The sequence below is a fragment of the Dictyobacter vulcani genome (assembly GCF_008974265.1).
GTDB classification, from domain to species: domain Bacteria; phylum Chloroflexota; class Ktedonobacteria; order Ktedonobacterales; family Ktedonobacteraceae; genus Dictyobacter; species Dictyobacter vulcani.
The window spans coordinates 2,086,956-2,112,790 of the sequence record NZ_BKZW01000001.1; the positions used below are offsets into that span (position 1 = coordinate 2,086,956).

The following is a 25,835-nucleotide window of genomic DNA, read 5'->3' on the forward strand; positions in this document are numbered from 1 at the left end:
ATTGAACGGCAAACTGTCATATTGAGAGGAGATGTGGTGATGACTATAGCCAGGGGGTTGGGGCGATCTCGTTACCAGAGCGCGAAAAAAACGATGGGACCTTCACAATTTCAATTGATGCAGGCGGATCCTCGGGCGCTTGATCGCCTGGATATTCGCTTTCGCTGGGGACAGTATGGTATTCAGGTACTGCGTTGCCATCTGACAACCTTAGAGGCTGGACATGTCATCCAGGCCCATAAACACCGGGACTATGAGTTTCACTTTATTCCCAGTGGTTCCGGATCAGTGCAATTGGAGGATGGTACTTATCCTGTTCATACCGGGATGTTCTATTTAACGGGTCCACAGGTTATTCATCAACAAGAAGCCGATGCCTGCGAGCAATTGGACGAGCTGTGCTTGCATATCGATATAGTTAAACTGGATCAAGCAACGGCGGACACGGACCATGAGGTCCAGTGGGGTGAAAGCTGGGAGGTTGGCGAAGCCGAAGAGTGTATTCGCCAGCTAGACACCATGCAGGCCCATCCCACAATAGATCAGTATGATGCGATGAGCTGGTTTTTGACTGCTTATCGCGCCTGGCATGATCGCGAGTTGGGTGCTTTTTCTACTATTCGGCAGGCGCTGATCCAGATTATGCTCCGGGCCGCACGCGCACACCATGTCACCCAGATCAATACGGCCTTACCGTCACGAGATATGAATGCCTATCGCTATAGCCTGGCAACGCAGTATATTCGTGATAATTATGCCCATCCCTTGACCCTCGAAGAAGTTGCCGAGGAGCTCCATATCTGTGGTCGTCAGCTCCAGCGCATTCTGGATGAACAGGCCCAGGAAACCTTTAGTGGCTACCTGGAGCGCTATCGCTTGACCCAGGTATGTATGACATTGACCCATGACGATAAAACAATTGAGCAGATGGCGCTACAACATGGCTTTTCCAGCGCTAGCTACCTCCATTATGTCTTCAAAAAGCGCATGGGCATGACCCCTTTACAGTATCGTGAACAACAACGACTCAATAAATTTGACGCTGGTGCCACCTCCTCAACGAGGTCCACACCAACTTTTTAAATATTATGTTTAGCTATCAAGGAGGAAAAATAATCATGACGATTAAAGTTGGACTGATTGGTTGCGGGGGCATTACGGCACCGCATATTAAAGGCTATCTGCGTATTCCTGAGCAGGCTAAAGTTACTGCGGTCAGTGATGTGGTGACGGAAAACGCTGAGAAGCGCGCCGCCGAGGTTGGCGGGGCAGAGATCTTTAGCGACTATAATGAAATGCTGGCTAAAGCTGACATTGATGCCGTCGATATTTGTTTGCCTCACCATTTACATAAAGATGCAATTGTAGCTGCCGCCAGAGCCAAAAAGCATATTTTGTGTGAGAAGCCGCTCTGTCTGACAGTCGCGGAAGCAGAGGAAGTACAGAAAGCTGTCAGCGAGAATGGTGTGACTCTGATGTGTGCGCACAATCAGCTGACCATGCCACCAGTCGCCAGAGTCAAACAGCTGATCCAGGAAGGCACCTTTGGCAAGGTCTATGAGATCCGCACCACGGACAGCTTCTACCATACCTTTGATCCTAACAGCATCGGCTGGCGTGGCAATCGCGCCATGATTGGCGGTGGCGAGTTGATCGATACTGGCTATCATCCCACCTATCTACTCCTCTATCTGGCCAGCAGTGAGCCAGTTGAGGTCACCGCCATGTTGAGCAAACATAGACTGGAATTCATGGATGGTGAGGATTCCGCCCAGGTATTGGTGCGCTTTGCCGATGGCGCGGTTGGTAATATCGTGACCAGCTGGGCCTATGAGCCGACCTCAACCACAGAGAAATTCTCACTGGTGGCAGAAAAAGGCTATGCCTATAGCAATGGCAAAGAGCTCTGCTACAAAGTACGCGGTGGTGAGGAGCAGAAAATCTCTTACGAGGGCGTCGACACGTTCTCTGAAGAGATCAAAGATTTCGTCACCTGCCTGCAGGAAGGTCGTCGTCCAGTCAACACCGAAGCCGAAGGCATCAATGTCCTCAAAGTTATTCTGGGCGCCTACAAGTCCGTGGAAGAGAAACGTACCGTCACCTTAGCGGACCTCGTATAAGCCAGTTTTCCATAGGGCGATCCATGTCTGGATGATCGCCCTATGGAGGCCAGTTTACTCATCTTTGCGACGCACAATCCCATGTTCCCAGGCATAGACCGCCGCCTGTGTGCGATCCGCGGTATGCAGTTTCCCCAGAATATTGCTGACATGGCCCTTCACGGTCTTCTCGCTAATCACCAGCCGCTCGGCAATCTCAGCATTACTATGACCTGCGGCAATCAAGCGCAGTACATCCAGCTCGCGCTCGCTTAAATCTTCACCCAGGTTATGGGATTCCTTTTTCACGCCCTGGATTTCCTGTACCACCCGTGCTGCGACCCGGGGATGCAGGACGGATTCCTCACGGGACGCCTTGCGAATAGTATCGGCCAGTTCGTCGGGTCCGACATCTTTCAGGACGTAGGAGATGGCTCCGGCTCTCAAGGCGGGAAAAATATATTCATCGTCGTGAAATGAGGTCAGGATAATGATCCTGGATTGTGGACTGACCTGACGAATGCGCCGTGTGGCCTCGATGCCGTTCATACCCGGCATGATCATGTCCATTAAGACTATCGCTGGCTTGAGCTGGCTCGCCAGTTGAATGGCGACCTCTCCATTATCTGCTTCTGCCAGCACCTGAATATCTGGTTGTAATTCCAGGAATGTGCGTACCCCTTGCCGCACCAGCTTGTGGTCATCCACCAGCAATACTGTGATCGCTGCCTCTTGCATCGCTTGCATCCTTTCTGCTACTCGAATGCTTTTATGGACACAGGTTTGTTGCTACAGCGCACCTGAACCCGTGTGCCCTTGTCAACATTACTGTCAATCTCGATCTTTCCCCCCAGAGCCTGGATGCGCTCTTGCATCGAGAGCAAACCAACACCGCGCTTCTCCAGTTTATCAAGCTGAAAGCCTTTACCATTATCGGTAATCATCAAGACCACCTGCTCATCCCGACAATACAATTGGACATTAACATGGGAGGCATTACTGTGCCGGGCCGCGTTTGAGAGGGCTTCCTGAGTGATGCGAAACAGCGCGTCTTCCAGATCAGCCGAGACGGCACAAGATTCGTCGATCTGCATATCAGTGGCGATCCAGGTCTGATCCTGCCATTGCCTTACATACGCCAGCAGGGCCTGCCCCAATTGTTTACCATCCAGGGCGATCGGGCGCAGTTCACGAATCAATGATGTCAGTTCTTTCTGCACATCACGGACCAGTTGCTCCATATCATTCAGGCGCTGGTTGGCGGCCGCTACGTCTCGTCCCAGCAGGATGCGGATGACACCAACCTGCATGGCCAGCACAAATACCTGCTGCTTCACACTATCATGCAGGTCACGTGCCAATCTATTGCGCTCCTCCAGGGTAGCCAGTTGCTGCCGCGTCTTCAGCAATTGCTGCAGTTTTTCCGCCATCCGATTCAGCTGGCGCATCAACTGTCCCAGTTCATCCTCAGAGCGATCAGTTGCCTGGACCGAGAAATCACCACGACTCCATTGATCCACCACCAATGAGAGACGCTGGAAACGACGTGTAAAGCTGCGCGCCATCAGGTAGCCAGCCACCATGCCTGTGATCGCTGCTAGAATCGTAATCACGACCAGATTAAGGATCAGCAGCGGCAAGAAATTTCCAAGATTAGACGACAGGATCGCGCCAGCCAGTTGATCCGAGCGCAGGATCAGCGCACCTTTAATCTGCGTACCATCCTTGATCGGAGCAACTATCAGGGCCACATGCTCCCCATCCAGTTGTGACCAGTTTGAGCTTGCCAGTTTTCCGTTTAGCAGATCTCGAAGATGCTGCTGCTCCACCGGGGATAATATGACCGACAATTGAGGATTGAGATTGCCGCCCCGCGAGACCAGGACGTTTCCCCGTTGATCAACTATGGCGATAAAACTGTTGGGGGATTGAATATAGGCGGTCGCCATCTGGTTATTGGAGATCTGTAGCCACTTGTTCAGCTCGGCACGATCAGGATGATCATTGACAAAAAAAGGCGTCGCCTGATTGGCCAGGCTCTGCATATTATTTTCCCAGATCCGGGTTGGAAAAGCGAAAAAATAGCTCAGGACGAACAGTACCGTGATGAGTTCGATTAACAAAACCGTGATCACAGTGGTTAGCAGGGCCGAAAGGGTTAATTTCCATTGCAGGCGTTGCCGCAGTCGCTTTAACAGACTCATGAGATATTCTGCTCCAGTACATGCTCTTTTTAGCTCAGCAAATCAGCAATAAATTCCAGTATAACACATTATTTCTGGCTTATAGGTCCTGAGGAGTGCTAATAAAACACGCCTGGAGACGCATCACAAAAGCGGCATTTGCCTTTATGCTTGAGACAGATGAAGAAGCTTGAAGATAAAAAATGTTTTATTGCATACATACATAAAGGAAAAAGCTATGGATAGACAGTTGCTACGCTATGAGCTACGGTTGCTGGGATTGAAGGTGATACTGCCACCGGTACTGGTGGTGTTGCTGTTTGCGTTACTGGGGTTCATCTTACATGTGATGGGTGTCAATGTGTCGCATGCCCTGGTCGCCTGCCAGGAAATGTTCTTGCCGCTGGTGGTAGGCGCCATTGTGGCCGCGACCAGCCTGTATGATCCTGCGCTGGAGCTACAGCTGGCGCTACCAACACGCTATCAAAAGACCGCCATGCGCCGCTTTATGCTGGTCACCATCTGGGCCTGCATCGTCTGCTTTTTAACCAATAGCATCATGTTCTTTTTTCAGCTCGCCTACCAACCTGCACAGCTTCATTCCTGGGCGTTGCCCATGCAATGGCTAGGCGGACAATTGATCTGGCTGGCACCGCTGCTCTGGTTTATGAGTGTCGGCTTTTGTATCACCCTACTCACCCATAGTATCTCTGCCAGCGGTGCCGTCCTGGGAGGACTATGGATCCTGGAGGCGCTGTTCATTAAGAATCTGCTGCCGACCAATCCCTGGCTGCAACCGCTGGTGCTTTTTCCCACAACACTCATGCCCGAGGCTTCATTCTGGCTTAGCAATCGCCTGGAGTTGTTGGTGATGGCGCTGATACTCCTGCCAATCAACTGGTGGTTGCTACGCAACACCGAAAGCTTACTGAAAAGTGCCAGTGCTGAATAAAGCAGTCTGACAACGGGAAAGGAAAAACAAGCGATGTATAAACTTGCAACCTTCTATGGAGCCTGGAAATATGAGTTCCGCATGCAGGTGCGTCGTCCCTGGCTCTGGATTACAATGGGGCTTATTGAGCTGATCATGCTGGGCTTTATGTTTCGGACGCCGGGAGTACTTGATCTGGTGCTCCATCTAAAAAATGCACCGTTACTGGCCACGACAGCCTATTGGACCAACCTTGTCAACTATCTGTTACCAGTAGCGGTCGCCATCATGATTGCCGATCGCCTGCCACGCGACAATCGCATCCACGTCCAGGAGATCCTGAGCACGCTCCCAGGCTCCTCTGGAGCCAGACTGTTTGGTAAGTATCTCGGCAACACATTCGCCACGCTACTGCCAATTGTCATCTTCTACCTGCTGGGCATCCTGGTCATCTTTGCGCAAACCTTGAATGCGCAGGTCTTTCTGCTGGCAATCATGACCTTTGCGACCATTGTCCTGCCTGGCATGCTCTTTGTGGGGGCCATTGCGACAGTCGTGCCTGCACTGATCTGGGTGCCTGTTTTCCAATTTTTGTTCGTTGGTTACTGGTTCTGGGGTAATCTCTATAAACCCAGAGGCATCCCAACCATCAGTGACACCATCCTGACGCCAGCTGGCGGTTATATGAGTCGCGGCTTCTTTGGCGTCACAGTCTTTCCCGTTGATCGTGCCAACGCCTTCCAGGGACTGGCCAGTATGGTGCTTTTATTAGTACTCTCAGTGTTACTGATACTGGCCTTAAACAGCTATCAACGCTGGCAACAGGCCCGACAATAGGTCTGCAGATCACAGACAACAGTACCGCAGACCTATCAGAAGAACAGGGCTCTAGCCGCATCCCATTCACCGCGCTAACCGGTATGCTATAGCTAATACAACAAGAAAAAACGCCTGGTCAGGAAAGGATAGTACGATTATGCAGATTAAAATTGAGAAACTCAACAAAGTCTATCATGGCAATGTACACGCTTTAAATAATCTCTCCCTGGAGATCCCCAATGGGATGTTTGGTCTGCTTGGACCCAATGGAGCTGGTAAGACCACGTTGATGCGTATCCTGGCTGGTATTTTGCAGCCGACAGATGGCTCAATCAGGGTTGGCGAATATGATGCAAGCACCGAGCACGGCCGCCAGTCGATACAGAATATTCTGGGCTACTTACCCCAGGAGCTGGGCGTATATCCTGATCTGAGTGCGCAGGAATTTCTGGATTATGTGGCGCTGCTCAAAGGTCTGCGCGACCCCAAAGCACGTAAACAACGCGTAGAGCAGCTACTGGAAATGGTAGCCTTAAAGCATGTGGCCAACCGTAAATTAAAGACTTATTCTGGTGGTATGAAGCGCCGCGCAGGCATCGCGCAGGCCCTGCTCAACGATCCCAAATTCCTGATCGTCGATGAACCAACAGCCGGCCTGGATCCAGAGGAGCGCATCCGCTTCCGTAACCTGCTCTCAGATCTGGCGGGCGAGCGCACAGTTCTGCTCTCCACCCATATTGTTGAGGATATCGCGCAGACCTGCAGTAATATCGCGATGATGAAAGCGGGCCAGAACATCTTCCAGGGCACCGTCTTCGAGATGCTGCAGCATACACAGGGCCATGTGTGGAATATCACCACTACTGACAAAACACGACCAGAAGGCAACTTTACGATTGTCTCAACCATCCATATGCAGAACAGCAGCCAGTATCGCGTCGTTGGCACACCAGATGCGCACTACCAGGCCACGCCTGCTGAGCCAGGACTTGAAGATGGCTACGTCTGGTTTATGCAGCAAACGGAGCAACAGGGATAGATAATCCTGCCTGAAATAGGTATAATTGACTTTAGAGAATGTGTATACGTTATACATTTCAGGAATGATTAATCGACAAGATTATAGAGCAAAGTTGGTGCACAGGATGGATACCAGGCAGCACGGTGCGTTTCATGAGATCTTAAAATATCAGCGCGAGGTCCGGGGCTGGTCGCAGGCCCGGATGGCCGAGGAACTGGGCACAACACCTAATCGCATCAGTTCCTGGGAACGCAACATCTCGTTCCCTTCCGCCTATTTTCGCGAGAGACTCTGTTCACTACTGGATATGGATGCCCATGAACTGGGGCTGCTCACCCTCACACCGGAACCACCACATCCAGCAGCCACGTCGCTAGAGGATCCGGAAAGTGAAATTCCAACCGTTATAATCAACCGTGAGATCATGCCACAGCAGGCGGAAGTTGCAATTTCTCAGCAGATCATCACCAGACCACCGCGCCGGAGAAAATTCTGGCTCATCGCGCTCCTCCTCTGTGTAAGCCTGATAGGCGCTAGCTTCCTCATCGCATACACGACGGGCTTTATCAGCTTTGGAGCACCAAATCCTTATGTCGCCAATACCGGCCGGTTGGTCCTTGATGATAGCTTACAACGGCAGGACAGTAGCATCAACTGGCAGGAAGGCACCAATGAATTACAGGCCAATTGCCTCTTTAAGAATGGTGAATATGTAGCGTTTCAGCCACAAACAGGCCGCTTCCACGCCTGTATGGCACAAAAAACCGATTACAAAAACTTTGCCTATGAGGTCTATATGACCATTCGGCAAGGTGATTTCGGGGGGATCGTCTTCCGTGCCGAAAATGGTATTGATGGACACTATTATGTTTTCCGCATCCACACCAATGGCAACTACTGGCTCTATCGCTTCACAGACCATAGCATCGAGCATGCCATTTTATTGGATCAGGGGAACAGCCGGAATTTTAATGGTGGATTAAACGCGCACAACTTGCTTGCAGTCGTAGCTCAGGATGATCGCATGGCCATCTATATAAACCACCAACAGCTCACCTCGCTCCAGGATAGTGGTTATACACACGGCGCAATCGGCGTACTGGCCGGATCCCTATACACTGGATCAGGAGAAGCCTCATTTAAAGATGCCCGCGTATGGACATGGCCGTAGCGGCAGCCTTTAAGGCTAATACGTTTCACTTAAGGGATTGAATGGCTGAAATGATAGCATGACGGTGAAGGAATACCTTCTCAAAGGATCAAGAGAGGTAAAACGTGTAGGTTCGACCCTTTGGGTCGAACCTACACGTTTTACCTCTCTTGATCCTTTGAAGTCACTGGGCCTCTGATCGGCTTAGATGCTTTCGTCAATCTCGTCCAGAAAAAGGCTTACGTGAAAAGTATTAGCCTTAAAGGCTGCCGCTACGACGGAAGGTTAATAGCGATGATGTTGCTCCCACCAATCGCGTTCAATCAGGCCGAAGAGTAGGGTTGTCCACCAGCGGCCTTTCATCCATTCGCTCTCGATCTGCGCACCTTCGTAGCGCATGCCGATCTTGTTGAGCACATGGGCGGAAGCAACATTTTCCTGCAAGCAGTAGGCCCAGATGCGATGGAGATGGAGTTGCTCAAAACCATACTGTAGCAGAGCATAAGCGGCCTCAGTCGCATAACCATGGCCCCAGTAGCGGTGGTCCAGTTCATAACCAAGATCGGCTATCCCGGCCTCAGCATAGGTCATCCGCAGGCCACAATTGCCGATCAACTGATTATTTTCCTTCAGGACAATCGCCAGTTGATATTTTTTGCGAGGCCGCTCACGCCCCCAGTTAATAAAGAGGCGTATCAGTGAACGTACATCTAGTTCTGAACGCTGGTTCCATGGATTAAAGCGTAAGAATTCGGGGTCCGATTGATACTCCAGGGTGCGCTGCCAATCTTGCTCATCAAAATCTCGGAGTATCAATCGTTGGGTTGTCAGGATCATAAAAATAATTATATTCTATTTATTATTCAACGCCTAAGTCCCAGGCTTGCTGCAGGTCAGCCCGGGAGAAGCATTTAAAGCCCATCAGGGTATGGGTCTGGGTGATGGTAGTGATTTTCAGCATGTGATCGGTCACCACACTGGCCAGGTCTTCATAATTCTGGAAACGGAGGAGCGTAACCAGATCGTATTCTCCGGTGACGGAGTAAACTTCCGCTACACCATCAACCTCTAATAAGCGCTGGGCCGTCTCATTCACGGTGCCACGCTGCACATTGATCAAGACAAGTGCGGTAACCATTGCAACATTCCCTTTCTGCAAAAACCAACTACTTCTGTGTCTTTATATGGATAGGTCTCCATTATTATATCGCATGCTGGAGTAAATAGGGGAATAAGGGATAGGATGCATAGATGCAAATCGGTTTTTTTACTCACTATGTGCGCGAAAGGTCTGGAGGGCGGCCCTGGCTTGCGTCAGTAGATCTGCTTCGGCATCCAGCCAGATGATGCGTTTGTCGCGCCTGAACCAGCTGAGCTGACGGCGCGTGAAGTCATGGGAGGCATATTTTAGCTTTTGCACCATCTCGGCTTCACTGGCGAACTCACCACGTAGCCAGCGACTGGCGAAGCGATATTCCAATCCAAAGGCATCCAGGCGCTCATGGGTCAGGCCACTGGCCAGTTGATCCTGTACCTCCTTGAGCAATCCTTGCTGCATGCGCTCATCGATCCGGCTATCAATACGCTGATAGAGCACGGTACGAGGCCAGTTGATACCGAGCAGTAAACAGCGATACAGTGGCTGGGAGGTACCGCGCTGTTGTGAAAAAGGTTGGCCGGTTACCAGGCAGACCTCAAGCGCACGAATCACGCGCCGTGGATTTTTGCGATCAATAACAGCGGCGCTTGCTGGATCTAATACGGCTAATTCTGCCAGCAACTGCTCCAGAGGTTGTGCCTCCAGGCGGGCACGCAACTCGGGCTGCGGGGCCACAGTCGGAATATCAAAATGATCAACGACGGTCTGGATATAATGGGGTGACCCTCCAACTAGAAACGGCTGGTGTCCACGCTGTAGAATAGCCTGGATCGCCGCGATGGCCTCTTGCTGAAACTGCGACACGCTATAGATCTCTTGCGGCTCCACCACATCCAATAAATGATGCGGCACCATAGCCCGTTCAGCAGGTGTCACCTTGGCAGTGCCGATATCCAGTCCACGATAGACCTGCCGGGAATCCGCCGAGACAATCTCACCTTTAAACTCCTGTGCCAGCGCAATCCCCAGGGCACTTTTGCCAGAAGCGGTCGGACCCAGTATCACTACCAGGTCTGGCCGCACATTCGTTTCCTTCTCCACAGCAAACCTTCTATAAACGTTTATATTTGACCAGGTAATCGACCCGTTCCACAATCCCCACGGTTATACCTATTGCTAACAGGATACCAAACAGTGTAAAGAAATTGAGGCCAAAACCAAACGTTAAGAAGATACCCAGGATAAAACCGAGCAGGACTGCCAGGATGATCATCATGATGCGCGACTGCCGGGTCGAAGTCTGCACGCTCTTAAGCGAGCCCAGAATAGCACGATTGGGTCGCTCAGAAACACCTATAGTTGCCCCGATGGCCACAAAAGCCAGCATGACTACCAGTTGGATCCAACCCAGTTGGGTGCGAACCGCTATTTGCCAGGTCATTTCTGCCAGGCTCACCACCAGTAAAGAACTGGTCATCCCGGTCAGAAAACGATTATAGAGATCCTGGGGCCGCCAGTTTCGCTTATACTGGAGTACGACCGAACCAACGGTGGCCGCGGGTATGGCGATAAACAGGGTCAGCAAGAAGATGGGATTTATGCCGAGTGGCAAAGGATGCCAGGGAAGCAACCAGATATAGCCCAGGCTGGCCATCATAAATGAGCAGAGCAATGTCAGGATACGTGCCCGCCAGCGCCGCAAGATTGGTCCCATCGGCCAGGGATCCCAATCATTCATATAGGGAGTCCCATACTTCTCTAAGTCTTTACCGTGCCTCTGTAACAGTATCGGCGGAGTCATGACCTGATTGCCACCACTAACTACCGGCATCTCACCCTGGCTATCCAGATCATCATCATCATAATAATCCAGATCAGCGCCGTTAGTGCGGCCAGGATGGCGCTTGTTACGCACGATAAAACCCTCAACGTCCGCCTCGACCTTGACCGAAATCTCGCCCCGATCATCATCATCCAGTTGGATAAAGATCACGCCACTATAATGGCTATGGCGGCTAAGCTGCAAACTATTCACGCGCACATTAACCTCAGTCAGGGGCGCATCAAAATCGGTCTGACTCAATTGGATCCAGGCATCGGAAGTATGGATCGTCCCACTGACAGCATAGCCTGAACTATCGCCAATACTCATCTTCAATGGGGCAGAAATACCCGGATACACCGTTCCAAAGTCCAGGGTACGCGGACTCACTGGAACAGGAATATGACTTTTCTGCGGCTGACGCAAGCGGCTACTGATGCTGGTGGCTTGCGTCACCGGTGGCGGCGTATGGTGGCGCGTGGCTGGATTGCGCAGCTTTACATTGACATTGCTCACTGTGTTACTGGAATTGATGACCGTTTGAGGATTTAAAACTGGTGCATTGCCCTTATTGAGCAGAATCGCCTCAACAAATTGCTCTATGGCATCCACTGGATCCGGCACAGTATGCGCCAGATGGTTGGCAATCTCGGACAACTCATCCTCACCCAGATCCAGTAACCAGGACTCAATCTCTTTATCAAGCAGATATTCGGCCGCTTCCTCTGGATAGGTTGCACAAAGGGTCGCCAGTTCTTCGGGGGTAGAGGCCACTTCCCCGGTGGCAAAGCCAAAGGTACCCACGCCGAGCAACGCGTGGCGGAACATCTCTACGCTCTCGTAGCGATCACTCGGCTTAATAGAGGTTGCCTTCTCCAGCGCACGCGCCACCATCGGAGAAATACGAGGATTAATTTTGCGCACATGCTCCAGGCCGAAACCCTCGTCCGATAAGGTATTGGTTAAAAGGTGGAAGATGGTCATACCAAGTGCATAGATATCGGACCGCTCATCGGTCTGCGCCTTCCCATATTGTTCGGGTGGAGCATAGCCCGGGGTGCCCAGTACCTGCGTATCTTGTGCATGCGAAGAGCGAAAAAAACGCGCAATGCCAAAATCGATCAGCTTAATCTGCCCATTGCGCGTCAGCATAATATTGCCTGGTTTCATATCACGGAAAATAATGGGAGGAGAATGGCTATGCAGATAAGCCAATACATCACAGAGCTGACGGGCCCAATCCAGCACGCGGCGCTCTGGGAATGGTCCCCCATTGCGCTCCAGCAGCTCCTCTAGTGTAGATCCGTCGATATAATCCATTACCAGGAAATAGCGTTCATTCTGGGTAAATACACCATGAACAGTCGGCAGATTGGGATGGTTCAAAGACCACAACATCTTTGCCTCAACCTTAAAGTTGTGGATCGTCTGTTGCTGCTCCGCTGGTAGGATCAAAGAAAGACTGATCTCTTTGATCGCAAAAAGCTCTCCTTGCTTTTTCAGATCCTTTGCCAGATATACCGCACCCATACCACCTTTTCCAATCACCTTTTGGATCTGGTAGCGCTTATGAAGAAAGGTGCCTCGGTCCAGATGACCGGTTAGGTTTTTCGATCGGCCGCTGATTGTGCGCCCCCCATCTTTACTCTGCATTTGTACGGGATCCGACTTGCTCTTAGACTTATATACACAATCGTGAACACCGCCTGGTCGCGGCTAACTTCGCTCACACGATTGAAAAGCGTGCGTTTAAAGACAATCGTGAACGCCGCTCGCTCGCGGCTAGCAGCCTGTCAGACATCATGTGATAGGAAAGCGGGGATCCAAGGGGCGGCGAGCCCCTTGACTGGGGGATCGGGGGCTGTGCCCCCGGCATTTCCCCCCTCCCGCCCGCGTAGCGGGCGCACAACCTGGCACACGAAGTTTGACAAAGTACTAGCTTCGCTCACACGATTGAAAAGCGTGCCCTTCAGTATAGCATACCTCTGTTAGGACATACTACCTACTAGGAAGGTAGTTCATCTCATGAAACGTTGAAGCCTGTTACAATCCACCAGACACATGCCTCCTACTTATATGACTCTGCCTTCATATGAAACGTACACATAATCTGACGTATTTTATTGTCACTATGTTAAACGTACACAACCACAACTTCAGGTAACATTTCAAGGGCACTATAGTACAAATGTTACACAAAGAGAGACGAAAATAAATTAAATCTTTCCAACCGCCTGGAAAAACCAGCTATCAGCATGATAGGATAACCCGTTATAACTACCATCAAGAGAATAAATGGGTACTTTCATGCATAAAATCAGGGAGCTCACAGCAATTATTTCATACCTCTGTTTATACTATCTCTAGCAAATGTTAGTAAGAGAGTTAGGGTTGGTATTTTTGTATGATAACAAAGTTTAGGTTTCGTAACTGGCAAAAAACTTATCTACTGCTCGCGCTGAGTTCGCTGACGATTGTAGCAGGTGGTCTGGCAGGATTTACCTGGCAGACGCCACAAAGTACTAAAGCAGCTGATGAGAGTGTTCTCGGAGGTCCTTCCCTATCAGCCACCACGGTTGACCATATTTTTGCGCAGATGGGGAGTCCGATGACTGGTACGGGAGCTATAGTAGAGCAGGCCTCACGCAGCACCAACATTGATGATGCCTTCGCCATGGCCGTCTGGTGGGCTGAAACCAATGATGGCATGGCCGGCGTTGGACTGGGAGATCGCAATCCTGGTAGTGTTCGTGGCACTGCTGGCTATCCCTCGGGCTACGATGGTTACACGATCTATCCATCCTATGCTGCGGCGATCAGCGACTGGTTTCGTCTGATCAAGAATAGCTATGTAATTGGTCGCGGTACTATTGGCGTCTACAGTATCAGCGTACCATACGTTGGTACCGCTGGAGCAGGCAACTGGGCCTATAAAGTTACCAGCCTGATGGCCAGATATCGCTATTTAGCCCCGCCACCGCCGCCATCAGCATCAATACCAGCGACGACCTCGGCGCAGACAGTTTCCACCCCCTTATCCACACCCCGCATACATTCCCAGATACGCCCCCATACCCATATACGTGCCTATGCGCCCATCGGCAACGAAACAGACTGGGAGCGGCTACTCGCCGAAAAACGCCATCAGTTATGGCTTGCTAAATTGGAAGAGGCTAGCAGCGCTGAAAGATCCGTTGAGGTTCCAATCCACCATACCTCACAACCAGAGCGTAGAGCAGAGAAACTGGCACCAATGTCCTTGCTGCAACAAGAACCCATGTTTGCAGGAGGAGCCGTCCTGATCCTGATAGCCATCCTGACCATCACAGGACTCGAAATAGGCCGGCGCAAACTAGCCAGAAAAGCCATACCCACGCCAGTAGTAGCCACTGCTCCACTCCAGGCAAGCCATACGATAACAGCATCTCGCTTCACTGCCACAGAAGAGCTAACCCGGGTACCCCCTACCCCGATACTCGTCAGCCAGAGAGGAGTCCCACTAACACCCTTCATGCCCAACAGAGCGCCCGGCGTAGCTAATCAGCCAACGGACAGATTAATCCCGCGCATCCGTAAAGAGCAAAAAAATTAGTACTGAAAACAGTTGACAAAGTAGCGTCAGCGGTGTATGATACTTCACGTAATCCGAAAGGAAATGCCCTCGTGGCGGAATGGTATACGCAGCAGCTTGAGGGGCTGTGCCGAGAGGCGTGGTGGTTCGAGTCCACTCGAGGGCATCCAATTTGACATCACAGAAGAGCAATCGATGTGAGCGTTAAATTTTATTCGGGCGATTAGCTCAGCTGGTTAGAGCGGCTGCTTTACACGCAGTAGGTCTGGGGTTCGAATCCCTAATCGCCCACCTCAAAGCGCTTCCAAAGCCCATTCATAGCAAGCAGGCACAAATGCTATGGATGGGCTTTTTGCTATCCCAGACCTACTGTTTCGTCAGAACAGCTAATTTTTTGGGTTTCTCGCAGTCTGCGAAGATTATTGTCAGGTTGAAAGCAGGTTCTTGCTTATGGCTTTTTCTTTTGTAGGCGTGCTAAGCGTTCGTTGTCTTGTTTCAGTCGTGTCTCTGCCTTGACAAGTAGCTCCGCAATTCGCTCCTGAGGCCAGATAACCACGCCGTCGTCATCGGCGATGACCAGGTCTCCATCACGTATCACCTTGCCACCAATCGAGACTGTACCACCAACGATGGCAGGTCCATTTTTCTTTGGCGCAGTTGGGGTGACACCGCGACACCATACCGCGAAGTTCATCTCACGGATCTCACGGGAATCACGTACCAGTCCATCGGTGATCAGGCCGGCGATGCCACCGTTCTTCATTTCCAGGGCCATCAAGCCACCCAGAGTAGCAGTACGTGATGTATTGCCACCAGCGACGACAAGGACCGTGCCTGGCTCTGGTAGATTCTCTAACGCTTTACGGACAGACAGATTATCATCCTGACTCATCAGCACCACATGGGCAGGACCCACAACCAACGAGTTTGCTTGTAGAGGAAGTATATTGTTGGGGAGAACACCTTCACCTTCACTGGCATCGGATGCCAGTGTCGCGTTAAGCCACTCTGGAAATTTTTCCATAAATTTCTACGCCTACCTCTCATAAATTGCTTGTTCAATTGTTCAGTATATCTCTCATCAAATAGAAATACAATGCTGATACCATAACATGAGATATCGAGCTCAAATACATTTATCATCAGGATGGCTTTAGAGATCCATCAGGTATTGCCGTCTCTGGATGCGACATTGTTTTATGCAATTGTTCCACAGTGATATTCCTGGCATTGCGCAGTTCAGCTCCGCTGAGGTTGGCGCCACTGAGATTGGCATTGTTGAGATTGGCATCGTTGAGGTCGGCTCCCTGAAGATCTGCTCCACTGAGATCAGCTCCGCGGAGAAATGCTCCACTGAGATTAGTATTGTTGAGTTGAACGCCGTTGAGGTTAGCTCGGTGAAGGTTGGCATTAATGAGTTGGGCTCCGCTGAGGCTAGCTCGGTGGAGGTTGGCATTAATGAGTTGGGCTTCGCTAAGATTAGTATCACTGAGCCGTGCTCCCTGAAGATCGGCTCCACTGAAGTCGACACCAAATAAGTAGGCTCTGTTGAGGTCAATTCCACGCAGGATTGCACCATTGAGTTTGGAGCCGCGCAGATTGACATCACGGAGGTCAGCTCCGCTGAGATTAGCTCTATGAATATTGATGCCGCGTAGATTGGCCCCGCTGAGGTCGATGTAGCTGAGGTCAGCCTCACGGAGGTCTGCTCCGCGTAGATTAAGAATTGGTTTATCTTTATCTAACAGGTCTGCTTCATAGATAAATTCAATAATACTTCTCTTACGAGCAGGATCTAAACGCGGTAGAATGGTCAGCGTGCGAACCCGCGCGATTTTACGCACCTCATCCTTTTCCTCTGACCCACGTAAATTTCGATCGAGCAGGAGCTCTGACATTTTATCGACATACACTTGCAAAGCGGCCTCCCGTTGATTGTCCGCTGCAATGTCACGCTCGGTTTGGTCCCGTACTTGCGTGCTTTTCTGCTCATTGCGACTGCTTGTAAGATTAAAGACATAGCCCCCAATGGCCAGCACTGCTGGAATAATGAGGAGTTGCAGCCAGTCCCACAGTGTTTTTGCATGTTGCTTCGGATCGCTCGTCTCTGGTCCGAAGCCGGTCCATTGCCATTGAAACAAACTTCCGAGCATAACAAGAGCAATCAGGACAATGAGTCCTAGAAAGAAGAGATTTATAAGAGTGATTGCTAGAGGTCTTCTGGCTTTCTGCCACCAGGAGTGAATTTTTGACATTATGCACTTGCCTCTTGAGATTATGTTTTTACTATCTTAAACGTAGCAGATGCAGTTTTCTTAAATTTACCACTTTGTAAGAAGGATAAATGAATGAGAGTATTTATTTCATTATGTAAGAAACTTAATACTCTTACAATAGAATTACATATTTACAAACAATTATATCCCCAGAATTAACAAATATAATCTGGATATTTCTCAATAGCTAAATTAGCTATATACATTTATTGTTAATATGTGGAATCTACATCATCCAACCTCTTTATCTTTCTAGATTATATAGCTTTAGATAGTGTTCTGATAGATTTTTTTCTATTCTAGCGGTCGCAACCTCTGAGTTAAGCTAGTCAGGGTTGGTAGGAATTATTTTGTTCAACTGAATCTTTTAGATGAGAATGACACAAAGCGTAGCTGCTTGATATAGGATCTCTGTTAGAGTAGATATTTTGTCTATAATTCTAAGAGATAGTCTGAAAAGCTTTGCACGCATGCTCATAGATAATAAGAATTCTTAGCATCATATCAACATAAGTATCTCCAAATATGTGCTGCGACAAAGGAACTTGCAAGATATTTATATGTAAAAATTTAACATAGATTTCATAAATTTAACAATTCCGATAATAATGCACTAAATTAATTTTTGTGAATCTCATCGTGTTCTCATAATTAGCAAGTATTATAGAAGGGCATATATTGAATATGCACATTTTCTTGAAAGGGGGTTAATTTACCAGAAGTAGTTTATACCCGATATATTGTTAGTAGTTATCCGGAAAGGAAAAAGTGTTTCACTATGAGTCAGATTACACACAGAGAGTCCCGTTTCGAGTTCGTTTCCATTGCCATTCTTTTACTCGCCCTTGGTACTGCGTTTGCACACTTATATCTCGCAGCCCAGCCAGATGAAGATCTGCGCTTCTGGTTCATGTTAAACGGTATTGGCTATCTGGGTCTTCTCGGAGCATTCTTCTTGCCAGCACTCAAAGCGTATCAGGGGATAATACGCTGGGCGTTGCTTGGCTACACATTGCTGACGATTGTGCTCTGGTTCTTCCTGGGGAGTCCAAGTGAAGGTGGACCATTGGATCCATTCGATGTCTCAGTCAAAGTGATTGAAGTAGTCCTCTGCCTTCTGCTCATTGTGCACTGGCGCAAGACCGCAACACAACGTGCCTAGACAAGAGGATATACTATTCTTTCGCCCGATGATGGGTTGATATAACTAGCATGGGTGCCAGAATACTATGCAGGGAATTTTTCTCTGCATGGTATTTTTTTTGCTATTCTGGCAGATCGTACCAGGGCTTTCCAATTCTCTTTTTGTCCCGCCTTCGGCGGGAGAAGAGGGAGGAGATGAAGAAAGCCAGATTACCTGACTGGAACTGGCTCTTCTACTTTTTTGACTGTGTATTCCTGGCGCTTTCTGGCAAGTTCTGAGCGCTCGTAGCGGGCGCTGGCGTAGCGGTGCTTTAACTGACGAACCAGATTATAGAGTCGATAGACAGTAAGGTTATACGGCTTCTCCTGGCTACGCATGGCACAGTGTGCCTGTCCACCAAAGCCACGTTTAAAGGTATAGACACCCCAGTTGGGATCCTTAGGACCTTCCGTTTCAGTCAGTACAGCAGGAATACCCATGAAGTTATAATGGGTACAACCATGCTCGCGTCCCCATTGCAGTCCGGTCCATTGTAAAAGATGGTTCGGCATCACGTGGCGGGCCTGGGATGAGGAGGCTCCATAGCGATACCAGCACCAGTCGCCACAGCGCATGACGATGATACCGGCAATAGCTTTCCCTTCATACTCCGCCAGAAAGAGGGCTGCATTATCATCGCGCTCAAACAGACTCAAGATATATTCAAAATGGTCGACCGCATGGATGAAAAACTGGTCGCGTTCACTGGTTTCCTGCAAGAGCGTGTGGAAGAGCTGGATATCTTCAGAACCATGGCCGCGACGAATTTTTACGCCTTTCCGTTGCGCGAGACGGATATTGTAGCGCCACTTCTCTTTCATATTAGCCAGTTGCTGTTTTTCATCGGGATAAATATCGAGTACCCATTCCCCTCGTTCATGAATAAAGCTATCCGTGGCGGCAAAGCCATAACGCTCAAAGGCCTGTAGCGCGGCTATATCATGCTCATGAACCACAGGATCAATTTTGAGCATAAAGGCATTGTGCTTGCGAGCCAGACTATCCACAAAGTGCAGGAGCAACGAGAAGGCAGGTGAAGACAGATCCGCCATGATCGGTCCACGCGGCGCATAAAAATAACTATTGTTAACCTTAGGCAGGCGCATGGCCAGTACCAGCATCGCGGCGCAGAGATTTCCAGCCTCATCGATTACCCCGCAATACAAAGGAATCGAATCGGCCCGCTGTGCCAGCATTCCCCATTCATATGTCTGGGTAATCGCACCAAAGGTCGAGCTAGCAATAAAGGTATTCCATTTGCGTACATCAGTGATCAAACATGCTTCCATTCTACGATCTCTCTTCTTCTTCTTCTAATATGTCAATCAAACTGACTGTCCGATTACAACTGCCAATCGCGAGCTGCTGACTGGTCATTTCCGGCTTTTGCAAAGTCTTCGACCAGGCCAGCGCATTAGCCGTCAGGCCTTCAAGTTGTCCAGCTTTATAAGGATGGGCATACACGTACAGCGGTGTTTTCTGCGGTGGATGCCAGATATGGAGAACATTATCAGTACTGGTGGAGGCGATAAAGCGGCCATCTGGCGACCAGGCGATCTGGTCAATCCAATATTCAGTGGTATTATGCTGTAGATAGATGACCTGACATACGCCTGTCTCAACATCCCAAACGTGAATATTATCAGCACCTGAAGCAATGTATTTCTCATCTGGCGACCAGGCCAGATTAAGCACCCAGTAATCTTCATGTCCTGCATAGCACAAAAGGTTGGCCCCGCTGGTCGCATCCCAGAGATAAACCTGGTTATCATCACCAACGGAAGCAAACTTACTACCGCCAGGTGACCAGGCAATAGCATCAATACCATAGTTGCCTGTTAGCTGTCCGGTATCTATGCTTCGCGCCTCCAGATGGGTCGTATGCAGTAAAGAAATATGATTATCCTCACTACCAGTCGCTAACAAACGACCATCCGGAGACCAAGAAAGCGCCCGAATGACAGGTTGCTCAGTATACAGCAGACGCGTCGTTCCGGTCTCAACATCCCAGATACGCACGGTCCGATCCTCACTGGCGGAAGCCATCAACTGCTGATCGGGAGACCAGGCCAGCGCGGTAATCTCATCGTGATGTTCCTGATAACGCAAACGAGGCACAGGTTTGTCACAATTGCTCATCTCCCATAGCTGAACATCGAACCCGGGCAGAGTACAAGCGATAGACAGGTCCCGCGAATCTTCACCCGGCGCTGTTTTCGCGCTGTAAGAGAGCGCGACAAGTGACGAATAGTGCGGATCCAGTAGTTCACATTCCAACTCAAACGAGGTTATCCGTAACTGTGCCATACACGACTCAGTAGATAGAATGTTCATACACATCTTCCTTGGTGCTTATGACCAGATGATCCAACGCCACTTACGTTGGTATGCACAAAAACGCCTGTAAATGTAGAGTTATCCTCCAACCAATTGTGCTGATAGAGACAATTAAAAAAGCTTAAGAATCAGATGAATATAGTAAGTAGATATTCTATCCAGCTCTTAAGCTCTTTTTTTTAATATAGTAGATCGTGCTTTTGATAATAAAAGTAGAAGATTAGTGAGCCCTACGCAGGCGAATGATGGTGAACGTAACGATAGCAATCAGGGCAACAATCCAGATAGGAATGTTAAAAACAGTTTCACCCGTATCGTCATTTTGCCAGCGTATAAAAGAGATATTTGAAGCTTTTTTAATGACATCCTGTACCATAGTATGTAGTTCCTTCCATGAAAAACAACAATATATATAACAAAAAAGGTAGCATATAACCTGCTTCACATTATAGTACTGCTGATAATGAAAGACTAATTTTCATAGTAAAGGGGGAATATTTTCCCATATATATTCACTAAAGAACATATATGCATGACATCTCGCGCCTATGGTGGTCATAACATTCAGAGGAGGGGTTATGGACAACAAAAAGGCAAGGCATTGATGCCTTGCCGTGAGGGTTCTGTATGGTTAGTCTGCAGAAAGTGGGTTATTTTGCGATTGCTAATACTTCAAGGTTAGCCCAGGGCGATACGGGCTGCTCATAAGAAAAAGGAAGCTCTGATACAGCTTGCATAATACGATCAACCATATCAACTGGTGGCTCAAACTGAGCTAATTGCTCAAAGAGCTCATCAATATCTGAGTCATTATAAAAATCGTTTTCCAGCAGATCCAGTGATATGTTGTTCATAAGAACTCCCTCTACGTTATTCGTATACTTGTCTGTACTTGTCTGGTTTTAACACGAATAACCTTAGAAAGAAGTTTCAGATTTTCCAAGCTTTCTCAGCAAAGTTTCAGATTTCGTTAAGATTAGTTAAGAAACCGCCTCTTCAACCAGCTCTGGCTTCCAGTGTTTAGCCATCGCAGTACGCAGCAATGGACGAGCGCGCTGGAAATAGGTTTTGGCCGTTGCCTCTGGCATACTGAGTGTCTTACCGATCTCGGAGAAGCTCAACTGGCTGGCATAGCGCAACAGAACAACTGAACGGAATTTTGGTGGTAAAGAGTCGATCGCGTCTCGCAGGGCATGCTTCAGATCACTGCGCTCGGCCATCTCGTCTGGCAGCGGCTGTGTGTCTGGCATGATATCTAATGGGGACAGATCATCGTCGTCGTGGCTGGCCTCTAGCTCGGAGAAATGAATGGAGCGTTTGCGGCGCAGTTCATCTAAACAACGATTGCGTGCAACCTGGAATAACCAGGCTTTCAATGGCTCGCCGGTGCGCAGCAGTGTGGGCATAGAAATGTACAGCTGCAAAAATACTTGTTGGGAAACATCACAGGCCAGGTCATAATCTCCCAATAGATGGCAGATAAAGTTGAAGAGAGAAGTATTGTAGCGTTGCACTAATACTTCAAAAGATCCTTGATCACCTGCGAGTGTTTGCGTAACCAACATTCCATCAGTGATTTCATTGCTCTGTAACTTCTGAATTCTAGCGTGTTCTTTAACTTGCATTATTAACAACCTCACTTTCTTTTGACTCCTATAGCATAGGATTTTCAGGTTGAAATTGCAAGCGTTTTTCATGCTTATAAGCTCTACCATACAGCTCTCTAAGCGTAATTTTAATAGATTAACGTAAGCTTGGGGTTAACTTAAAATTCTCTAATTTTTCAATTTCTTATCTAATTTTAATGTAATTCTTATCTAATTTTAAGCCTGGGGATTCTACAGGAGGTTAGCTTAGAGGAAGAGGTCTTCTTTCTTAGAATACGGTTCTAACAGAGGATTCTGATACAATGAGTTTTCCCCAATGTGGATAACTATGTGGACAAGTGTTCTATATTGTGGATAACTTTTGTGGAGACGCTCTTTCTTGCGAACGACTCGCACCATACGGCGCTCGCACGATAATGTATGGTGTTGCATCAGGCGAAAAAAAGCGCCTGATGCAACACCATACATTAGAGATTTTAGTTAATCTTGTGGTATGTCCGGATGATCAAATTGTTTTTTAAGGCGTTGTTGCTGTTCAGCCTGTCTGGCTGCTGCGTCTTTTTGAGGTTGGTCATCAGGATAGATTTCTTGAGCCTGGGGACCATGGGGATCTGGTTTTCCCTCGCTGTCATATTGTCCCTGGCCATATTGTCCCTGGTTACCTTGAGCGCCATATATATCTGCTTTATCAGGCTGCTTCTGCTGTTTATCCTGTTGTTTATCTTGCTCTGCCATGGTTGATGACCTCCTCTAATTTATAAAGCAATTGCGAATACTATGAGAGAGTATTGCAGATGTAAGAAGAGTTTTTTTTAAACTTCTCCTTTTTTAGGGCACGCAGGAGAGCTGAAAAAAGATACTGAACAATAAGGCAATCGAGGGCATGCCTCGAATCCATGGGGGGAATGTTGCATGGGCCGGGACAATCGAGGGCATGCCTCGAATCTACGGGGGCTTGTTGCGTAAGCGGCGTCGTACGTAGGTCGAGGCAATTGTGGAGCATTGGGCTCATTTTTTATTCATCAGGCGTCAAGGATGAAGCTCCTGGAATTAAGGATAGCCTGGGGATCCCATTGCTTTTTGAGGCGTTGCATGACGGCTAAGCTGGATGGTTGATAGCCCCAGCGGTCAAGTTGCTCTTGCCAGTCGGTGGGTTGGGCGATAACAATTGCGTAGCCATGGTGGTTTAAAGCGGGCTGACGTAAACGAGCCAACCATTGTCTGGCGGCCTGGATATCACCAGATGAATGGGTTGCGTAGATAAAGCCACTGCCAAAATCTACGACATAGGGATCGTTCTCTAGCAAGGATGAAAGGTCCTCCAGGTAGGCCGGAACATCTTTGACGGGAATACCAATACGCACAAGCAGGCTATCTGTTCCTGCGGATGCCAGGGTGGATGTCCAGAGTTCGGTACCGCCGGGTGTGTCGGTGGTAATGGGGGTCGGTGCCTGGCAGCGTTGCAGGACCTGGCTCACCTGGGCCAGTTCAGCCTCTACATCTTCCTGTACCCCTTCAGCTGTGTAGGCCAGCCAATATGCACTCTGCATGTTTCCATATGCTGAGCCTGGGATCAACACAATAGCCGAGGCGGTCAGCGCCAGTTGCAGCATCTCCTGGCCCCAGCGCAGTCCTGTGCTCAGGTCATCAACGGGAAACAGCAGGGTCTGTCTGCTACGTGGTTGCGCATACATTTTCAGGGAGATATCAGTGAGCAGGCCCAGGGTACCATGGGAACCAACAAAAGCTTTGGTCAGGTCAAAGCCTGCTACATTTTTGACGATTGGCCGTCCCGTCCGAATCACACGTCCATCGGCGAGCGCGACTGTGGCACAGAGGACATTATCACGGATGGCTCCATAACGCATTCGCAGGGGAGCATTAAGGTTGCTGGCAACCAGATCACCAATGGTGGCCTCAGGCCATGGCGAGACCAGAGGAATATATTTGCCGCGCTCCGCCAGGAAAGACTGGATCTCGGCCAGTGGCGTTCCTGCTCCAACGGTGACATAGAGATCCTCGGGAGCGTATGCTTTGATACCTCGCAAAGCGGTAGTGCTGATAAAGGTTCCAGTTTGTTCATGATGGCTAGAAAGTGGCACACTGGTAATCGTGACCGGGCGGCCTGCCTGTGAAAGGGCCTGGAGTTGTAGCGCTGCCTCCTGCGCCGTGGCTGGCGTATAAGCATGCTCGGAAAGCTCAGCTACCTCCGGGACCAGTTGGGAAAGGGGAACATAGCTACCATATGGACCTGTTTCATCGTGAGCAGGACGCGGAAAAATCTTACCAGGATTTAATAAGCCCCGGGGATCAAAAGCCTGTTTGACGTCCCACATGGCTAACATTTCAGCGGGCCGATGCATCAATGGCATAAAGTCGCGCTTCTCGATTCCGACACCATGCTCACCAGTAATACTGCCACCCATGGCAACGCAGACGCTGGCCATCTCACGGCCACCAGCATGAATGCGCCCCATCAACTCGGCATTATCCGGTTCAGGCACCAGGATCAGAGGATGCAGATTACCATCGCCAGCATGAAAAACATGGCCCATGCGCAGGTCATATGCATCGCCGATACGGTTGGCCTCCGCCAGCATCTCAGCCAGATGACTGCGGGGCACGGTAATATCAACGGTATATTGCGCGGGAGCCTCACGGGCAATCGCGCCAGCAGCACTTTTGCGCGCCAGCCAGATCTTAGAACGTTCCTCTTCATCACGAGCAATACGCATATCCTTGCCACCATGCTGCTCCAGAATAGCAATCACCTCATCTAACTGCCTATCCAGGCTCTCAGGATAGCCATCAAACTCGATGATCAAGACCGCGCCAGCATCCAAAGGGAGATTAGCATGCGCGAAGGGTTCAATGATGCGCACGATCCGCTGGTCCATCATCTCCATAGTCGCGGGCACTAATCCAGCCGTGATAACTGCCGAGACGGCGGTTCCTGCCTGCTCCACGGAATCAAAAATAGCCAGGAGTGTTTTGACAGCCGGGGGTCGGCGTAATAAGCGCAAAGAAAGCGATGTCATCAGGGCCAGCATGCCTTCGCTACCAGTAATCAATCCACAGAAATCATATTCAGGATAATCCAACGCCCGGCCACCCACCTGAATCTGTTCGCCATCAGCCAGCACGACATCCATACCAGTGACATAGTTGGTAGTGACACCATATTTAAAACAATGCGGGCCACCCGAGTTCTCAGCTACATTCCCACCCATTGTAGAGGCACGTTGACTTGAAGGATCCGGTGGAAAATAGAGTCCCATCGTCTGAGCACGTTCATCCAGGCGCAAATTAATCAGCGCAGGCTCAACCAGGGCGCTACGTCCCAGGTGATCTAGTTCACACAAACGCTGCATATGGACAAACTCAATAATAATCCCTCCGCGCTCCGCCACCGCCCCGCCGGAAAGTCCTGTACCAGCGCCACGCGCGATCAGAGGGATATTATGGGCCGCAGCCCAGCGCATCACATGGACCACTTCTTCGGCCGTACGTGGGAAAACCACCCCCTCGGGGATCCCTTTATCCAGTCCTGCATCGACTTCATAAGCGATCAGGGAGGCTCTATCGGTAAATACCTGGCCCGGTGGCAGGACCTTCTTCAATGTATGGAGAACATTCTCTTTTAGCATCGCCCCAAACCTTTCTAGCATTGAAATTATGGTAGCGCTAGAGATAGCAGTGCATGCTCACTCTGCAAAAATATGTGCCATCAAAAAGCG

23 protein-coding genes and 2 tRNA genes are annotated in these 25,835 nt (G+C 49.5%); 10 read left to right on the top strand and 15 right to left on the bottom strand.

The features are described from left to right. The first annotated feature begins 39 nt into the window (after nt 1-39). A complete protein-coding gene (locus KDW_RS08765; protein ID WP_151755612.1) occupies nt 40-1,083 on the top strand; it encodes a helix-turn-helix transcriptional regulator in 1,044 nt (347 codons plus the stop codon). A 35-nt stretch (nt 1,084-1,118) separates the two neighbouring features. Continuing rightward, nucleotides 1,119-2,120 (top strand): Gfo/Idh/MocA family protein, encoded by a 1,002-nt coding sequence (locus KDW_RS08770; protein ID WP_151755613.1) that lies wholly within the window; start codon nt 1,119-1,121, stop codon nt 2,118-2,120. Between the two features lie 54 nt (nt 2,121-2,174). On the opposite strand, the gene KDW_RS08775 is transcribed toward KDW_RS08770, so the two are convergent. Next, nucleotides 2,175-2,837, bottom strand: a complete 663-nt coding sequence (locus KDW_RS08775) for a response regulator (protein ID WP_151755614.1) — start codon at nt 2,835-2,837, stop codon at nt 2,175-2,177. A gap of 17 nt (nt 2,838-2,854) precedes the next feature. Next, nucleotides 2,855-4,303, bottom strand: a complete 1,449-nt coding sequence (locus KDW_RS08780) for a sensor histidine kinase (RefSeq protein WP_151755615.1) — start codon at nt 4,301-4,303, stop codon at nt 2,855-2,857. Nucleotides 4,304-4,520: 217 nt separating this feature from the next. Here KDW_RS08780 and KDW_RS08785 point away from each other — a divergent pair, with 217 nt between their 5' ends. The 4 genes from KDW_RS08785 to KDW_RS08800 all read left to right on the top strand — a co-directional run bounded on the left by KDW_RS08785 (nt 4,521) and on the right by KDW_RS08800 (nt 8,224). Continuing rightward, entirely contained in the window at nt 4,521-5,234 is a 714-nt protein-coding gene (locus KDW_RS08785) for a hypothetical protein (protein WP_151755616.1), read from the top strand. Nucleotides 5,235-5,267: 33 nt separating this feature from the next. Then, a complete protein-coding gene (locus KDW_RS08790) occupies nt 5,268-6,050 on the top strand; it encodes an ABC transporter permease (protein WP_151755617.1) in 783 nt (260 codons plus the stop codon). 139 nt (nt 6,051-6,189) lie between these two features. Then, nucleotides 6,190-7,071: an ABC transporter ATP-binding protein gene (locus KDW_RS08795; protein ID WP_151755618.1), complete on the top strand. Its 882-nt coding sequence runs from the start codon at nt 6,190-6,192 to the stop codon at nt 7,069-7,071. 106 nt (nt 7,072-7,177) lie between these two features. Further along, complete coding sequence (locus KDW_RS08800; RefSeq protein WP_162005063.1) at nt 7,178-8,224, top strand: helix-turn-helix domain-containing protein; 1,047 nt, start codon at nt 7,178-7,180, stop codon at nt 8,222-8,224. Between the two features lie 264 nt (nt 8,225-8,488). On the opposite strand, the gene KDW_RS08805 is transcribed toward KDW_RS08800, so the two are convergent. The 4 genes from KDW_RS08805 to KDW_RS08820 all read right to left on the bottom strand — a co-directional run bounded on the left by KDW_RS08805 (nt 8,489) and on the right by KDW_RS08820 (nt 12,777). After that, a complete protein-coding gene (locus KDW_RS08805; RefSeq protein ID WP_151755620.1) occupies nt 8,489-9,040 on the bottom strand; it encodes a GNAT family N-acetyltransferase in 552 nt (183 codons plus the stop codon). Nucleotides 9,041-9,062: 22 nt separating this feature from the next. Continuing rightward, nucleotides 9,063-9,341 carry an Lrp/AsnC family transcriptional regulator gene (locus KDW_RS08810; RefSeq protein WP_151755621.1) on the bottom strand — a complete coding sequence of 93 codons (279 nt, stop codon included), beginning with the start codon at nt 9,339-9,341 and terminating at the stop codon, nt 9,063-9,065. Nucleotides 9,342-9,470: 129 nt separating this feature from the next. Further along, the gene (gene miaA, locus KDW_RS08815; RefSeq protein WP_198925226.1) at nt 9,471-10,403 is read right to left on the bottom strand and encodes a tRNA (adenosine(37)-N6)-dimethylallyltransferase MiaA; all 933 of its coding nucleotides are present in this window, start codon (nt 10,401-10,403) and stop codon (nt 9,471-9,473) included. Nucleotides 10,404-10,413: 10 nt separating this feature from the next. Then, nucleotides 10,414-12,777, bottom strand: a complete 2,364-nt coding sequence (locus KDW_RS08820) for a protein kinase domain-containing protein (RefSeq protein ID WP_151755622.1) — start codon at nt 12,775-12,777, stop codon at nt 10,414-10,416. Between the two features lie 751 nt (nt 12,778-13,528). Between KDW_RS08820 and KDW_RS08825 the strand changes: the two genes are divergently transcribed. The 3 genes from KDW_RS08825 (at nt 13,529) to KDW_RS08835 (ending at nt 14,986) form a co-directional block, all read left to right on the top strand. Further along, nucleotides 13,529-14,716, top strand: a complete 1,188-nt coding sequence (locus tag KDW_RS08825) for a glucosaminidase domain-containing protein (protein WP_151755623.1) — start codon at nt 13,529-13,531, stop codon at nt 14,714-14,716. A gap of 65 nt (nt 14,717-14,781) precedes the next feature. Further along, nucleotides 14,782-14,861, top strand: a tRNA-Leu gene (locus KDW_RS08830). A 51-nt stretch (nt 14,862-14,912) separates the two neighbouring features. Then, nucleotides 14,913-14,986, top strand: a tRNA-Val gene (locus tag KDW_RS08835). Nucleotides 14,987-15,143: 157 nt separating this feature from the next. On the opposite strand, the gene KDW_RS08840 is transcribed toward KDW_RS08835, so the two are convergent. Together KDW_RS08840 and KDW_RS08845 are read right to left on the bottom strand one after the other, a co-directional pair. Continuing rightward, the gene (locus KDW_RS08840; RefSeq protein ID WP_151755624.1) at nt 15,144-15,719 is read right to left on the bottom strand and encodes an RraA family protein; all 576 of its coding nucleotides are present in this window, start codon (nt 15,717-15,719) and stop codon (nt 15,144-15,146) included. 118 nt (nt 15,720-15,837) lie between these two features. Continuing rightward, the gene (locus KDW_RS08845) at nt 15,838-16,950 is read right to left on the bottom strand and encodes a pentapeptide repeat-containing protein (protein ID WP_151755625.1); all 1,113 of its coding nucleotides are present in this window, start codon (nt 16,948-16,950) and stop codon (nt 15,838-15,840) included. 799 nt (nt 16,951-17,749) lie between these two features. Between KDW_RS08845 and KDW_RS08850 the strand changes: the two genes are divergently transcribed. Continuing rightward, nucleotides 17,750-18,133 carry a hypothetical protein gene (locus KDW_RS08850; protein ID WP_151755626.1) on the top strand — a complete coding sequence of 128 codons (384 nt, stop codon included), beginning with the start codon at nt 17,750-17,752 and terminating at the stop codon, nt 18,131-18,133. Between the two features lie 191 nt (nt 18,134-18,324). On the opposite strand, the gene KDW_RS08855 is transcribed toward KDW_RS08850, so the two are convergent. The 7 genes from KDW_RS08855 to KDW_RS08880 all read right to left on the bottom strand — a co-directional run bounded on the left by KDW_RS08855 (nt 18,325) and on the right by KDW_RS08880 (nt 25,745). Further along, nucleotides 18,325-19,443 (bottom strand): lipid II:glycine glycyltransferase FemX, encoded by a 1,119-nt coding sequence (locus tag KDW_RS08855; protein ID WP_151755627.1) that lies wholly within the window; start codon nt 19,441-19,443, stop codon nt 18,325-18,327. A gap of 1 nt (nt 19,444) precedes the next feature. Continuing rightward, entirely contained in the window at nt 19,445-20,488 is a 1,044-nt protein-coding gene (locus KDW_RS08860) for a WD40 repeat domain-containing protein (protein WP_162005064.1), read from the bottom strand. A gap of 223 nt (nt 20,489-20,711) precedes the next feature. Further along, nucleotides 20,712-20,867, bottom strand: coding sequence for a hypothetical protein (locus KDW_RS31600; RefSeq protein ID WP_162005065.1), 156 nt, complete (start codon nt 20,865-20,867; stop codon nt 20,712-20,714). Between the two features lie 274 nt (nt 20,868-21,141). Further along, nucleotides 21,142-21,345 (bottom strand): hypothetical protein, encoded by a 204-nt coding sequence (locus KDW_RS08865; protein ID WP_151755629.1) that lies wholly within the window; start codon nt 21,343-21,345, stop codon nt 21,142-21,144. A 126-nt stretch (nt 21,346-21,471) separates the two neighbouring features. Continuing rightward, nucleotides 21,472-22,116 (bottom strand): RNA polymerase sigma factor, encoded by a 645-nt coding sequence (locus tag KDW_RS08870; protein ID WP_151755630.1) that lies wholly within the window; start codon nt 22,114-22,116, stop codon nt 21,472-21,474. 462 nt (nt 22,117-22,578) lie between these two features. Then, on the bottom strand, nt 22,579-22,833 hold the full coding sequence (locus KDW_RS08875; RefSeq protein ID WP_151755631.1) for a hypothetical protein: 255 nt from the start codon (nt 22,831-22,833) through the stop codon (nt 22,579-22,581). Between the two features lie 287 nt (nt 22,834-23,120). Then, nucleotides 23,121-25,745: an FAD-binding oxidoreductase gene (locus KDW_RS08880; RefSeq protein WP_151755632.1), complete on the bottom strand. Its 2,625-nt coding sequence runs from the start codon at nt 25,743-25,745 to the stop codon at nt 23,121-23,123. Nucleotides 25,746-25,835: the final 90 nt, after the last annotated feature.

Coding starts and splice junctions, on each gene's coding strand:
- KDW_RS08865 (WP_151755629.1), bottom strand. CDS start 21,345: ATGAACAACATATCACTGGATCTGCTGGAAAACGATTTTTATAATGAC.
- KDW_RS08780 (WP_151755615.1), bottom strand. CDS start 4,303: ATGAGTCTGTTAAAGCGACTGCGGCAACGCCTGCAATGGAAATTAACC.
- KDW_RS31600 (WP_162005065.1), bottom strand. CDS start 20,867: ATGGTACAGGATGTCATTAAAAAAGCTTCAAATATCTCTTTTATACGC.
- KDW_RS08840 (WP_151755624.1), bottom strand. CDS start 15,719: ATGGAAAAATTTCCAGAGTGGCTTAACGCGACACTGGCATCCGATGCC.
- KDW_RS08850 (WP_151755626.1), top strand. CDS start 17,750: ATGAGTCAGATTACACACAGAGAGTCCCGTTTCGAGTTCGTTTCCATT.
- KDW_RS08785 (WP_151755616.1), top strand. CDS start 4,521: ATGGATAGACAGTTGCTACGCTATGAGCTACGGTTGCTGGGATTGAAG.
- KDW_RS08880 (WP_151755632.1), bottom strand. CDS start 25,745: ATGCTAAAAGAGAATGTTCTCCATACATTGAAGAAGGTCCTGCCACCG.
- KDW_RS08810 (WP_151755621.1), bottom strand. CDS start 9,341: ATGGTTACCGCACTTGTCTTGATCAATGTGCAGCGTGGCACCGTGAAT.
- KDW_RS08765 (WP_151755612.1), top strand. CDS start 40: ATGACTATAGCCAGGGGGTTGGGGCGATCTCGTTACCAGAGCGCGAAA.
- KDW_RS08845 (WP_151755625.1), bottom strand. CDS start 16,950: ATGTCAAAAATTCACTCCTGGTGGCAGAAAGCCAGAAGACCTCTAGCA.
- KDW_RS08775 (WP_151755614.1), bottom strand. CDS start 2,837: ATGCAAGAGGCAGCGATCACAGTATTGCTGGTGGATGACCACAAGCTG.
- KDW_RS08805 (WP_151755620.1), bottom strand. CDS start 9,040: ATGATCCTGACAACCCAACGATTGATACTCCGAGATTTTGATGAGCAA.
- KDW_RS08820 (WP_151755622.1), bottom strand. CDS start 12,777: ATGCAGAGTAAAGATGGGGGGCGCACAATCAGCGGCCGATCGAAAAAC.
- KDW_RS08790 (WP_151755617.1), top strand. CDS start 5,268: ATGTATAAACTTGCAACCTTCTATGGAGCCTGGAAATATGAGTTCCGC.
- KDW_RS08860 (WP_162005064.1), bottom strand. CDS start 20,488: ATGAACATTCTATCTACTGAGTCGTGTATGGCACAGTTACGGATAACC.
- KDW_RS08795 (WP_151755618.1), top strand. CDS start 6,190: ATGCAGATTAAAATTGAGAAACTCAACAAAGTCTATCATGGCAATGTA.
- KDW_RS08855 (WP_151755627.1), bottom strand. CDS start 19,443: ATGGAAGCATGTTTGATCACTGATGTACGCAAATGGAATACCTTTATT.
- KDW_RS08800 (WP_162005063.1), top strand. CDS start 7,178: ATGGATACCAGGCAGCACGGTGCGTTTCATGAGATCTTAAAATATCAG.
- KDW_RS08770 (WP_151755613.1), top strand. CDS start 1,119: ATGACGATTAAAGTTGGACTGATTGGTTGCGGGGGCATTACGGCACCG.
- KDW_RS08870 (WP_151755630.1), bottom strand. CDS start 22,116: ATGCAAGTTAAAGAACACGCTAGAATTCAGAAGTTACAGAGCAATGAA.
- KDW_RS08825 (WP_151755623.1), top strand. CDS start 13,529: ATGATAACAAAGTTTAGGTTTCGTAACTGGCAAAAAACTTATCTACTG.
- KDW_RS08875 (WP_151755631.1), bottom strand. CDS start 22,833: ATGGCAGAGCAAGATAAACAACAGGATAAACAGCAGAAGCAGCCTGAT.